This is a genomic window from Gelidibacter sp. (assembly GCF_035515035.1).
Lineage (GTDB): Bacteria > Bacteroidota > Bacteroidia > Flavobacteriales > Flavobacteriaceae > Gelidibacter.
Map to the genome: position 1 here is coordinate 70,201 of NZ_DATJCA010000152.1, position 13,565 is coordinate 83,765.

A 13,565-nucleotide genomic window follows, 5' to 3' on the forward strand; every position below is an offset into this window, starting at 1 on the left:
TTATAAATGCATTCTTTTGAGAATTCAACTTCCATAAATTTTTAATGAAAAAAAATACATAGTTTTGTCCCATGCAATTCATTAGCGTTTTAGGACAGGAACATCTCAAAAATCATTTAACCCAGAGCGCGGACAATGGACGTATTCCACATGCGCAATTGTTTGTGGGTCCAGAAGGATCGGGTACTTTACCAATGGCCATTGCTTATGCACAATACATCCTATGTGGCAATAAGAATTCTGAAAACAAAGGAGGAAATGATAATTGCAATTTGAAGTTCAAAAACTTCTCCCATCCTGATTTACATTTTGCTTTCCCTGTTGCAACCAACGATAAAATCAAGAGCCATCCCGTTTCCAATCATTTTATGGAAGAATGGCGACAGCTCCTTAAAGAACAACCTTATGGAAATCTTTTTGATTGGTACCGCATGCTGGGCATTGATAACAAACAAGGACAAATAGGTGTTGATGAAGCTTTGAACATTGTCAAATCCCTTTCATTAAAATCCTATGAAGGTGGTTATAAAATCATGGTGATTTGGATGGCAGAAAAAATGAATACCGCTGCCGCCAATAAACTCTTGAAACTTATTGAGGAACCACCGTCAAAAACCGTTTTTATCCTTATTGCTGAAGATGAAGGACAGATTATCAATACCATTAGATCGCGATGTCAAGTACTCAATTTTCCGCCGTTGGCTGACGCCGTTTTAACGGAAGCCCTCAAGAAAAACTACCAGTTAGACCAGGAGACCGCCACAAAAATTGCCCGGCAGTCTAACGGCAACTATAATAAAGCTTGCGATTTAGTCTATCAGGACTCTGAAGACATACAATTTGAAGAATGGTTTGTGTTTTGGATCCGAAGCGCGTTTAAGGCGAAAGGCAATAAAAGCGCCATCCACGATTTGATCAGTTGGAGTGAACAAGTTGCAAAAACCGGTCGGGAGACACAAAAGCAATTTTTGCAATTTTGCCTCGATTTTTTCAGGCAGGCCCTTTTACTGAATTATAATGCCCACCAATTGGTATTTATAGAACCTAAAACCAAAAACTTTAAACTTGAAAATTTCGCGCCTTTTGTGCACGAAGGCAATATTATGGAGATCAGCCAAGAGCTTCAAGATGCTATTTATCATATTGAACGCAACGGAAATTCCAAAATTATATTAACCGATCTCTCAATTAAGTTGACCCGTTTATTACATAAAAGAGCCAGTTAAAAACTGGCTCTTTTTGAATATTAATTTTATTACTCAAGAATTAATCCTTCTTTTTCTCAGCGTTAAGAGCTTCCAAAATATCTTTGGTCAAATCTTGACTTTCTTTTCCGTACATGACACTACCAGCTTCATTACTTCCTAAAATAAAAGAATAACCATTCTTTTGTCCGTAATCTTTAACAAAACTTCTAATGTCTTTAATGAGTGTGTCTATTTGAGATTGGCTTTTCTTTTGGATTTGTTGTTCTTCCATTTGAAACTGCTGCTGAAAACGTTGGTACTGTTGTGCCAAAGCTTGGTACTCCTCTTGAGAGCTTTTTTGAACCATTTGTGGGTCCTTTTTTTGCATTTCTGCAGCTAAAGTTTGAAAAGATTGACCGATACTATCTACTTTTCTATTAAACGCATCAATTTCAACTTGAAATTTTGCCTCAATATCTTTTTTCTTCTGGTAATCATTAATCAATTTGCTATTATCAACAAATCCAATTTTTGTTTGCTCCTGACATGATGATAACACCACTAAAGTTAATAGAGCGATAAAACCTTTTTTCATTTTTATGTTTTTAAAATTTTGATGCAAATGTAATAAAGTCAATGTGAATTTTAATAAAATATATAGTATAGTTTAAACTAATCGAAATAAAGAAGTGCATTAGTTTTGTCGATAAGAAACTGCCCTTTCAGGAGTGATTTAAGAAGGCTTTAATAAAAAGCATAGATAAATCCCATTAAAGATTAAAAGCCTTTCTTAAAACGGCTAAATTCACGTATTTTGCTGCTTTAAGACATAAATTAGGGAAGAATACTCACTTGTGCGCGCCGCTTTCCAATTCGATCGACATCCATTCCAAAATCCCTTGAAATAATTCATTCTCCCAAACTTATATTTCTCGGAAAGCAAACTTACATAAAACGCATCAAATTTCATTGGAGTTGTTTTAATCAATTTCATTTCCACGCCATTTGCCAATCTCTTTATTGACTCTTGACTAAAATGCCAAAGATGTCGGGGGACATCATAAGCGGCCCAAAACTCTTTATATAATTGCGCATCATAACTTTTAAAATTAGGAACCGCAATGATCAAAACACCATTCGGTTTTAATAATTTATTAAACAAGGAAAAGTGGGCCTCAAGTTCTGGTAAATGTTCCAGCACATGCCACAAGGTAATGACGTCAAAACTTTGCGGTTTGAGATTGAAAAGTTGTTCACTATCAAAAACAGATTGGTTTGTTTTTTGATTGGCAATTGCCCTCGCCTGCTCATTGGGTTCTATTCCTGTTATGGCCCAACCAGACTCAAGAGCTACTTGCAGAAAATCGCCAGTGCCACAGCCTACATCCAATAGAGATTTTGTATTTTTTGAAACGGAATTGATAAGTCTAATCTTTCGTTTTAAAGCGATCCCTTTTACAAGGTGATATACTTTTTCAAAGACATTCCGTTTACTGTCTGTATGCGAAATATAATCGTCGCTTTTATAATAATCCGGCAATCTATCTTTAGAAGGTTGTGGAAATGTTTCGAGCATTTCAAATGCGCCATTATATAATAACTCAAAACTTTCCTGAGAAACAGAGTGATCCTTAACTGTGATATAGGTTTTTTTTTGCAATTGACTTGACACGTTCAATGGAATGATTTAGATTGATTTCAAGTGAGCGAAAATAATCAATAGCTTAGATCTATTCCAAGAATCAATCAATACTTTTCACCAAGAAATCTTATGAAAGGCTTCTCACCTCTTCATCTCAAAACAACAGAAAGCAGATAACGCGGATTCATTATGATGTTCATGATAGGTTTTCTTGCGAAAATACTCCCAACTAGAAACTATCGAGCTTCAGTCTGTTCACTTCGCTTTAGAGAATAAGGTCAATCTTACACAAATGACCATAGTTTGTAAATCCATAATTTAATTCAAGCTTAGTGAAAATCTGTTTCGTTGAATAGCCAAAAAAACAACAGCAAACACATCATTATTCATGATAGGTTCGTGGCTAAAAAACATATTGAAACCGAAGTAGCAGTAACAAATTTTAAGGCTTAACCTTTATCTAAAAAATTTAAAATTACAATTAATCATTATAAATACTCGCACGTTCCACGTGGAACATATAGCACTTGTAAAAACTTATCGACCCATATATACTAAAAGTACCGAAACATCACTAGGTGTGACACCGCTGATACGGGAAGCTTGTGAAATGGTTCGAGGACGGATTTTATCCAGTTTTTGCCTTGCCTCAATGCTCATAGATTTCATTTGTGAATAGTCAAAACCATCGGGAATCTTCAAATCTTCCAGACGATTAAGCTTGTCAGCATTGTTCTTTTCCTTGTCGATATATCCAGAATACTTGACCTGTATTTCAGCTTGTTCTATGGTTTCCTTATCCAAGTCATGTTCCAAAATATAAGCATCCACTGTTCTAATTTTCCGCATGTCCTCCATAGAAATGTTCGGACGTGCAAAAACTTTAAACAGCTTTCCGGATTGATTGACTAAAGCAGAATCATTATCACCTAAAATAGGATTGATATCTTTTGCCTCGACGCTGGTCTGTTTAAAAAATTCAACGAAAGCGTCAGACTTAGAATGCTTTTCCTCCATCCTTCTCAATCTCTTTTCACTTGCCAATCCAAGTTCATATCCTTTTGGGGTAAGTCTTAAATCGGCATTATCCTGTCTTAGAAGTGTTCTATATTCGGCGCGCGAAGTAAACATGCGATACGGCTCTTCAGTGCCTTTAGTAATCAAATCATCAATTAACACCCCAATATAAGCCTCATTACGCTTAAGCGTAAACTCATCTCTTTCCTGAACAAGAAGCGCCGCATTAATTCCGGCCATCAATCCTTGTGAAGCAGCTTCTTCATACCCGGTCGTTCCATTAATCTGTCCAGCAAAAAACAAGCCTTGGATCAACTTGGTTTCTAACGTGTGTTTCAATTGCGTTGGCGGAAAATAATCATATTCAATAGCATATCCAGGTCTGAAAAACTTTACCTTTTCAAAACCGACTACAGAACGTAATGCCTTAAATTGGACATCTTCCGGCAGCGATGTAGAAAACCCGTTGACATATACTTCAACGGTGTTCCATCCTTCTGGCTCCACAAATATTTGATGACGGTCTTTAGTTGCAAACCGATTGATTTTATCTTCAATAGAAGGACAATATCGTGGGCCAGTACTTTTTATTCTGCCATTGAACATCGGTGAACGATCAAAGCCTTCGCGGAGCAAATCATGGACCAAAGGGCTCGTAAAGCTCATATGACAATCCCGCTGATGTGTCAAGGGTTTCGTAATATCCGAATAAGAGAATTTTTCTGGAACTTCATCCCCTGGCTGCACCACCATTTGGGAATAATCCAATGATCTTCCATCAACTCTTGGAGGTGTTCCGGTCTTCATTCTTCCAGATTCGAATCCCAACTCAACCAGTTGTTCTGTAATTCCTGTTGCCGCTCTTTCTCCTGCTCTGCCGCCACCAAAACTTTTATCTCCTATATGGATCAATCCATTTAAAAAAGTGCCATTGGTAAGGACCACGGTTTTGGCCTTCACTTCTAGACCCAAAGAAGTTTTGACACCTACAACCTGATAGTTTTCCACAAGAAGCCCTGACACCATATCTTGATAAAAATCAAGATTTGGAGTTCGCTCCAACATCAATCGCCAATCTTCAGCAAAACGCATCCGATCACTTTGCACTCTTGGGCTCCACATAGCAGGACCTTTAGACTTGTTCAGCATTTTAAATTGGATAGCCGAAGTGTCACTCACGATTCCGCTATAACCACCTAAGGCATCAATCTCACGCAAAATCTGTCCCTTGGCAATTCCTCCCATAGCAGGATTACAAGACATTTGCGCTATATTTTGAAGATTCATTGTAATTAATAATGTAGAGCACCCCATATTGGCCGCCGCAGCTGCAGCTTCACTGCCAGCATGGCCCCCACCAACAACAATTACATCATATACTTTATCAAACATTGTTTGTTAATTTAAAAATTCGATTGTTCCACGTGGAACATATTCCTTTTCTGATATCAAGAACTAGAAATCAACCTTTAGTAATGGAGCTAACTAATTTCCCTAAATAGAAAAGTTTGCAAATATACGTTGATTTCCCGATACTTAAGGTAATTTAGATATGTAGTAGTTTTCTTTCGAGCGCATCTCAGCCTCGTCACTCTCGGTTTTATCCTTGTAGCCGCAATAATGAAGAATTCCATGAATCATGACCCGACTTAATTCGTTTTCAAAAGTAACATCGAAATCCTTCGCATTCTCCTTCACTCTTTCAACTGAAATATAAACATCCCCACTGATGAGCTTTCCTAGGGTGTAATCAAAACTTATAATATCGGTCAGAGTATCATGTTCAAGAAACTTAACATTAAGATCTAATAGATAAGCGTCATCGCAAAAAATATAATTGATCTCTCCCTCCCTAAAACCCTCATTGCTTATGGTATCAGAAATCCATTTAGACAACTCGTCTTCATTTGGTAATTCAAATTCTGTTTCGTAGTTAAAGCTGATCATTCTCCTTTTTTAAAATAGTCCTGTACCTTTTGTTTATAAATTTGTTGCAAAGGTAAAGCTTGTCTATTTAATATTTCAGTAGTATTAAAATATTCTTTGGCCGTCGGAATCTGATCATTGGCAGTGTTCTCAAATTGTTTCTTGTTCGTATTGGATTCACGCCTATTTTCTTCCCCTTGCATAAAAGTAGCATTGTCCAATTTCAAAAGCTGATGTTGCAAGTTCATCATACGCTGCAAAGTTTGATTGGTAAAACCCTTATTTATCAAATCCGATTCAATGTTCTCCATTTGTTTTAAGAGCTGCTGTCCCTCACCAGACTTTCCCAATTGCTTTAGTCTGTCCTGTAAAGCCTGTCGCAATTGTTGCTGTTGCTGATAAATACGATACAACTCACCATTCATCATCTCAGAGGAACCTTCACCCTCTCCCTGCTGATTACCGCCATCGCCTTCCTTTCCATCCTTGCCAGACTTATTATCCCCCTTTTCGCCATCTTTGCCATCACCATCTTCTTTTCCTTCACCCTCCTTTTCCTTACCTGATTTACTTTTTTTAAGCCCTGCTTCCATTTGCTTATTCAGTTCTTCCTGACTCATGATAATATCAGGCAATTGCATACCACCAGAACCGCCACTTTGTCCCTGACCCTTCCCTGATCCTTCACCTTGTGCAGCATTCATATCAGCTTCCATATTATCCAACACATCACTTAAAAAATTCGCCAGATCATTTGTTGCCGTCATGGTGTATTGTTGAGTTGCAACGCCTTGGTATAACATGTTTTCAGAAAGTTGTTCCATAGATTTATCAATATTGAAAAACACATCAGTAATCTTGGAATTAACCTGTTCTGAAAGCTTAGGCTGACGCAGGGATAACGCAAACAAACTATCGTCAATATGCTCGAAATGTTCGCGTAAACTACTTTGTTTTCGTAAAAAACTTCCGTACTGGTTATGATTGATTTGAATGCTTTTAAATTGATCCATTAAATCTTCTTGCGCAAAGGAAAAAAGTAAAAGATTCTTCAAAATCTGACGTAACATAGTCGCGTCTTCCTGGATTTGCTGTTGTCCTCCAGACATCATGGATTGAGCCATTTCTGAACTCATCTGTTTCATTTTCTTTGCAGCATTCTTCTGTTTTTGTTGTGCATCCTTCTGCTTTTGCTCTGCGTTCTTTTGATCATTCTTTTCTTCAGCATCTTCCTTCTTCTGAAGATCCTCCGAGGCATCTTGTTGATCTTTTTGAATTTCCTTCTCCGCCTCCTTATCCTGTGGCACCTCCAATGGCTTTTTTAAGGCCATGTTCTCTTTTTGTAGTTCTTCCAATTCCTTAAGAAAATCCTCAAAATTTTTATTTAACTCTTCCTGTTTTTCTTTCGTGTTTGATTCTTTATCTTCTTTGGATAACTGATCTTGTTTGTCAGCTAATCTCTCGAGTTCCCGCTGCAATTTTTCGGTCTTTATCGCAACATAATAACGTTTGGTCAATTCCAATAACTGCTGTAAGCTCTTCTGTTTATTTTTATTTTGCTTTGCCAATTGGTCAAGTTTCTCTGTCAACTCTTCTTTTTGGATTTTATCCTGAAGCAGTTCTAGTTCCTTTAAAAGTTTCTCGTCTTTTTGGAGTTGTTCCTCATTGTCCTTTAACCGCTCTTTCAGCTGTTCCTTAAAGGGATCATTTTCGGTGTTTTCCTTTTGAAAATCTTCCAAATTATCCATAAGTCGCTTATTGAAATTTTGCATCATTTCCTCTTGTTGCTTCTGACGCTTGATGAAGTTTTCCAGTTTTTTCCGATCACTGAAATTAAGTTGCTCTTTTTCCTTTTGCGTTCTAGATAACTCTTCCAATTGCTTCTCCTGAAGTTTCATTTTTTCAAAAGATTGGTCAAGATTCTTGATGGTTTCACTCTGCTCTCTCAGTTGTTTCACCTCCTCTTCATCCTTAGTGAGTTTTCTATAGGAAAATACGGCGCTTTTTATACTTTTATGGTTATGAATTGCATCATTATCAAATACTTGAAAATACAATTCGTAAGTCATACCTTCTTCCAATGGTAAATTATTTGGAAATGCGGTAACAAATTCCTCGAAATTAGATTCACCAATAGGAATGATCTTCACTCCCTTATCAGATTCATTATCAGTTGTGTAATACACCAATTGTATCTTACTCACTCCATAATCGTCACTAGCCTGACCGTAAAAATAGAGCGATTGATTGTCAATAGTATCTCGTTCAACCTTGATATTGAGTTCAGGATAAGCGTCTTTAATCACTTGAATACTGTAGGCCAAATTCTCGTAGTCCTTTAGCGATTCATTGCTTGTGGTGATATTATAATCCCATTTGGAATACAGTTTTTTGGAAATTTCAAAAGTAGCGTTGGTCTTAAGTTCAAAGTGTAACGTATCCTTTGCATACATGACCACTTGGTTTGTAGCTCGGGTTTTAATTTTCCAGGTCACGTTAGTCCCTTCCGGGATGGTGGTATTACCGGTACTTTTCAAAACCTCATCCGCTCTGTTGGTATAGGACGGATAATTCAAAACCATTTCAAAATTGACCAGGCTTGGGACGTTTATCACATTTAAATGGTAAGCTTTGGACACCACTTTATTGGCAGAAAGTGTAAATGATACTGGATGTTTCAATTGTGGAAAAACATATTCAAAAGACCCAGGATCGGTTTGCCTCAAAAAATAAGTTTCACCACCGTAATGAATTTGTGCGTTCTCAGGAACCACATTTCCTGCGGTTTTAACCATTAATTTAAAGTCCTTATATTCTATGGCTTGAAGCTCCTCATTGACCACAAAAAACTGAAAAGGCGCTGGCGGTTCATACGCAGTTTTATAATTAACAACACGTGTATAGCTATCACTGAACCAGTTAAAATGCCCGGTAATAAAGGTCACTAATAAAATCAGGATTGGAATGGCGGCATACTTTAGGTACTTTACATTCTTTCTAAAATTAACCGCCATCTTAAAAGGCACAGGTCGAAGTTCAGCAGATTTTTGTTCAATACCCGCCAACAAAAGTTCAGACTGATCTGAACTATTTTGAAGTTGAAGCACGTTCAACAATTTATCACTCACTTCAGGAAAGTGTTTGCCGATGATCTTGGAGGCTTCTTCATAATCGATCCCCTTTTGAAGCTTGAACAATTTTGATAATGGCCACACAATAAACCTGACAAATAAACCCAACTCTACAATTACAAAAGACCAGAATAAAATGGTTCTTGCCGTTGGATCCAACCATAATACATATTCAATAAACAGTGTGAATAGCAAATACAACAAACCAATGGAAAAAAAGAGAATGCCACCCTTTAGCAGGTCGTTAGTATAATAACGCCTGATAAATTGTTCTAGTTTGGATTGTATGGTTTTGAAGTTGTTTGACACAGATTTGGTAATTTTTTTCGAGGTTTCATTTTTAAGAGAAATGATCTCATATATAACCTACTAAACTACAATTTTATTTTAATCTGTAAATGCTTAAATTGGATAAGCTTGTGTTAATTAAGAAGAAGAGTCTAACGAAGATAAAATTATAGTTGAAGTTGCTCGTCTGAATAAAACTGAAACTAGAATACTGAGCTTTAAACTTTGATTGCCAATCCTTGAACCTTGAACCTGAAAAATCTATCTTTGCAATTCTAAATATAGAAAAATGACTGATCAAGTTCGTGTGCGTTTTGCACCAAGTCCAACCGGACCTTTACATATTGGCGGTGTCCGTACTGCCCTATTTAATTACTTATTCGCCAAAAAACATAATGGAACTTTTATTTTAAGAATAGAAGACACCGATCAAAACCGTTATGTGGAAGGTGCTGAACAATATATTATTGACGCTTTAAATTGGTGCAATATCCCTTTTGATGAAGGTCCAAATCACAACGAAAAATTTGGTCCGTACCGTCAAAGTGAACGCAAACATTTATATCAAGACTATGCGGAAAAGCTTGTAGCTTCTGGCAATGCCTATTATGCATTTGATACCGCAGAAAGCTTGGATCATCATAGAAAAGAACACGAAGCGCAAGGAAAAACCTTTATTTACAATTGGCATAACAGAAACCTCTTGCTCAATTCATTGGCACTCTCAAAAGAAGAAACACAAAACAAATTGGACAATGGGGAGGATTATGTGATCCGATTTAAATCGCCTAAAGATCAAACTTTACATCTAACGGATATTGTAAGAGGTGACATTACCATTGATACCAATATTTTAGATGATAAAGTATTGTTTAAAAGTGATGGCATGCCTACCTACCATTTGGCAAATATTGTTGACGATCATTTAATGGAGATTACCCACGTGATCCGTGGTGAGGAATGGTTACCTTCTTTGGCCTTACATTACCAATTATATGAGGCCTTTGGATGGGAAAAACCGCAATTTGCCCATTTACCTTTACTGCTTAAGCCTACTGGGAAAGGAAAGTTGAGCAAGCGTGACGGCGATAAATTGGGTTTTCCGGTATTTCCTTTGGAATGGAAGGATCCTCAAACTGGCGATATTTCTCGCGGTTATAGAGAAGACGGCTACTTTGCCGATGGCTTGATTAACTTTTTAGCATTTTTAGGATGGAATCCAGGTACGGAACAAGAACAATTTACTTTGGAAGAACTTGTTGACGCTTTTGAATTGGAGCGTGTCCACAAATCAGGAGCCCGATTTGATCCAGATAAAATTAAATGGTTCAATCATCAATATATGCAGTATCAAAATGATGACGAATTAGCTGAAATCTTTAAAGAGAATCAACCACAACTAAAAGATATTGACGTCAATTATGTAGCTATGGTTGTTGGATTGATCAAGGAACGCGCAACATTTATTTCCGATTTTTGGGATTTATCCTCATACTTTTTCGAAGCGCCTACAACCTATGATGAGAAAGCTTTTGCTAAAATCATGACCAATGAGACGCGGGAACTGATGAGTGAATTGGAGCAAATAATTACACATACTGCAGATTTTACGGTTGAAAATATCCAAACCGATGTCAAAGCATGGATCGGTAAAAAAGGTGTTGGTTTTGGCAAAGTCATGCAGCCTTTGCGATTGGCATTGGTTGGTGCCATGCAAGGTCCAGATGTTTTTGAAATCATGTTTATGATTGGGAAGGCTGAAACGATCCAACGTCTTGATAAGTTGGTGCAAACCTTATAAATCTTGATTTGCCCATTAACAAAAAGAATAAGAACCTTAGTAAATATAATTTAAATGAGTACTTTTCATTTTCTAACAAAATAAAATTCATATTATGTTTGCTATTCCTTTTATTATCATTGGATTAATTATATTCTTTTCCTCTTTTTTTACTGTAAAACAACAGTCTGCGGCTATTGTGGAGCGCTTTGGAAAATTTCAGAGTATTCGCCATTCCGGTCTGCAGATGAAAATTCCAATTGTAGACCGTATTGCAGGAAGGATGAGTCTTAAAATCCAACAGTTGGACGTGATCGTGGAAACCAAAACTTTGGATGATGTTTTTGTGCGTTTGAAGATCTCGGTTCAGTTTATGGTCATTTCCAAAAAAGTATATGATGCGTTTTATAAATTAGATTATGCGCATGACCAGATTACAAGTTATGTTTTTGATGTGGTTCGTGCGGAAGTTCCTAAAATGAAGTTGGATGACGTATTCGTCAAAAAAGATGATATTGCCATTGCAGTAAAAACGGAATTGAACGATGCCATGTCAGATTATGGCTATGATATTATTAAAACCCTCGTCACGGACATTGATCCTGATGCGCAGGTAAAGGCCGCAATGAACAGAATTAACGCCTCTGAGCGCGAAAAAATAGCAGCACAGTTTGAAGGAGATGCTGCCCGTATTTTAATTGTAGAACGTGCTAAAGCCGAAGCGGAAAGCAAGCGGTTACAAGGTCAAGGTATTGCAGACCAACGTCGTGAAATTGCACGTGGCTTAGAAGAATCTGTTGACGTATTGAACCGTGTTGGAATCAACTCACAGGAAGCTTCTGCGCTAATTGTAGTGACACAACATTATGATACGCTTCAATCAATTGGTGAGCATGTCAACAGCAACCTGATATTACTACCTAATTCACCTCAAGCCGGAAGTGATATGCTGAACAATATGGTTGCCAGTTTTACCGCGAGTAACCAGATTGGTGAGGCCATGAAAGAAGCAAAGTTGAAGAAGAAAAATGAAGATAAGCAGTCTAATTCTTAAAATAACCGGACTAAAAATTAAAGAAATGGCTGAATCATAAAGTTATGATTCAGCCATTTTATTTACTACGTGCTCTTCTTGTATTTCTTGACCAAGTTCTTTAAGCTACTTAAATATTTCTCTAAAGCTTCATTGTCAACCTTAGCATCCGGATCATTTTCATCAGGAAGGGTCATTGGCCGTTCGTCCAGAAATTTCTCAAGTTCTGGGTAATTTTGTTCAATGTCTCTTGTGACCTGCATAATCTCTGACAATATACTCTGTGATAATTTCATTTTTTAGGGTTTTTGTGAATCTTAGAAAGTTAGACAATTTAACAAAGAGAACAAAATCTTTGATTTTAAGTTAAGAATCTTCTGAATTTTTGAAAGGATGGCGTTCCTCCCATCGTTGTTCAGTATCCATCAATTTAAAAATAGGTTGATAGAGCGCATTTAAAAAAACATTAGTGTGTTTAAAATACATGGACATCGGTTGTGGCTGTGCTCCCACCGAAGATTTAATTTCCATAGCAGTTCTGGCGTATACGATGCTTTTGAAACGATGGCTAATCCCAAAGCCCATCATATCATAGAGCATATTTAAATACAGCTGATTGTCATATTGGTTTGCTTCTTCATATCCCAAAAAATAAGTTTCCAAAGTGTCATTATTTAAAATTAAAGTGTAAAACCCGATGAGTTGATCATTCAAGTAATACCCAAATATTCTAAATTTTTCCTTTAACTGTTGTTTAAAGGTATAAAAGTGATGCTCTGGTAGATCAAAGGTATTAAAAGAAGCATTATTTGACACATTTTTGTAAAGTTGATGTAAATGTTGAGAGGCATCAAAAATCTCTTTCTCAGTCAATTCTTTTGAGGTGATGTTTCCCAGTTTCTTTTTAGCCCGTTTGTACCGCGTTTTGTATTTCTTATTGAGATCCTTGAAATAATCGTCCATATGATGCCAATGCGGTCGGATGTCTAAGATCATATTAGGTTGTGCATCCATAGGGTATAAACCATATTTTTCCAACAAACTAGACGATTTATGAATGGTGTCTTCCTTGAAATAATCCTTAAATAAAATCGCCCTGATCGCTTTATAGTTTTCCTTACCGATAAAAGTTCTGAGATCGTCAATCGCTTCAAATATAGTTTGGAGAAAAAGGTCTTGCGAGATAAGTTCAGGATTAAAATACATTCCATGTTGTCCTGTATGGGTCAAGTTACCTAACACTAGGATATTTCCTCTTAAAATTCGGGTGAGTCCATCTTTCAAAATAGATAATAATTTTGAAGACGAGGCCTTCCTAAACATATCCTTAGCATATAATTTTACACGTTGAATAATGGCCATTCCCACTAAAATATCGTCGTTAAAAACGCCTATATAATACAGAGAAATAGTTGTTGGTGCAGCATTTTCGAGGGCCTCTAAATAGGTGGTCTTAAGAAATAAATCATGTGCAACCAAAACATTCCATTCGGATGGAATTTCAGAAATAGAACCGTAGCGTTTAAAGTATATCACAATCGAAAAAAGAAAACCGAATCAT

At 36.8% G+C, this 13,565-nt stretch carries 10 protein-coding genes; 3 read left to right on the forward strand and 7 right to left on the reverse strand.

Translation table 11 applies throughout. The features are described from left to right. Positions 1-71: 71 nt before the first annotated feature. Complete coding sequence (locus tag VLZ86_RS12400; protein ID WP_325451786.1) at positions 72-1,226, forward strand: DNA polymerase III subunit delta'; 1,155 nt, start codon at positions 72-74, stop codon at positions 1,224-1,226. Between the two features lie 40 nt (positions 1,227-1,266). Here VLZ86_RS12400 and VLZ86_RS12405 read toward each other — a convergent pair whose 3' ends face one another. From VLZ86_RS12405 to VLZ86_RS12425, 5 genes are all read right to left on the reverse strand, one after another. After that, entirely contained in the window at positions 1,267-1,782 is a 516-nt protein-coding gene (locus tag VLZ86_RS12405) for an OmpH family outer membrane protein (protein ID WP_325451788.1), read from the reverse strand. Between the two features lie 210 nt (positions 1,783-1,992). Next, a complete protein-coding gene (locus VLZ86_RS12410; RefSeq protein WP_414652558.1) occupies positions 1,993-2,859 on the reverse strand; it encodes a class I SAM-dependent methyltransferase in 867 nt (288 codons plus the stop codon). A gap of 507 nt (positions 2,860-3,366) precedes the next feature. Further along, positions 3,367-5,238, reverse strand: a complete 1,872-nt coding sequence (gene mnmG / locus VLZ86_RS12415; RefSeq protein ID WP_325451792.1) for a tRNA uridine-5-carboxymethylaminomethyl(34) synthesis enzyme MnmG — start codon at positions 5,236-5,238, stop codon at positions 3,367-3,369. A 144-nt stretch (positions 5,239-5,382) separates the two neighbouring features. After that, positions 5,383-5,793, reverse strand: a complete 411-nt coding sequence (gene ybeY / locus VLZ86_RS12420) for an rRNA maturation RNase YbeY (protein ID WP_325451794.1) — start codon at positions 5,791-5,793, stop codon at positions 5,383-5,385. Further along, positions 5,790-9,212, reverse strand: coding sequence for a DUF4175 family protein (locus VLZ86_RS12425; protein ID WP_325451796.1), 3,423 nt, complete (start codon positions 9,210-9,212; stop codon positions 5,790-5,792). The genes ybeY and VLZ86_RS12425 overlap by 4 nt, the downstream gene beginning before the upstream one ends. A 268-nt stretch (positions 9,213-9,480) precedes the next feature. Here VLZ86_RS12425 and gltX point away from each other — a divergent pair, with 268 nt between their 5' ends. Together gltX and VLZ86_RS12435 are read left to right on the forward strand one after the other, a co-directional pair. Continuing rightward, entirely contained in the window at positions 9,481-10,992 is a 1,512-nt protein-coding gene (gltX, locus tag VLZ86_RS12430) for a glutamate--tRNA ligase (RefSeq protein ID WP_325451798.1), read from the forward strand. 94 nt (positions 10,993-11,086) lie between these two features. Continuing rightward, positions 11,087-12,025, forward strand: a complete 939-nt coding sequence (locus VLZ86_RS12435; protein WP_325451800.1) for an SPFH domain-containing protein — start codon at positions 11,087-11,089, stop codon at positions 12,023-12,025. A gap of 65 nt (positions 12,026-12,090) precedes the next feature. On the opposite strand, the gene VLZ86_RS12440 is transcribed toward VLZ86_RS12435, so the two are convergent. Further along, on the reverse strand, positions 12,091-12,300 hold the full coding sequence (locus VLZ86_RS12440; protein ID WP_325451802.1) for a hypothetical protein: 210 nt from the start codon (positions 12,298-12,300) through the stop codon (positions 12,091-12,093). Positions 12,301-12,370: 70 nt separating this feature from the next. After that, positions 12,371-13,540: a GNAT family N-acetyltransferase gene (locus VLZ86_RS12445; protein WP_325451804.1), complete on the reverse strand. Its 1,170-nt coding sequence runs from the start codon at positions 13,538-13,540 to the stop codon at positions 12,371-12,373. Positions 13,541-13,565 lie beyond the last annotated feature (25 nt).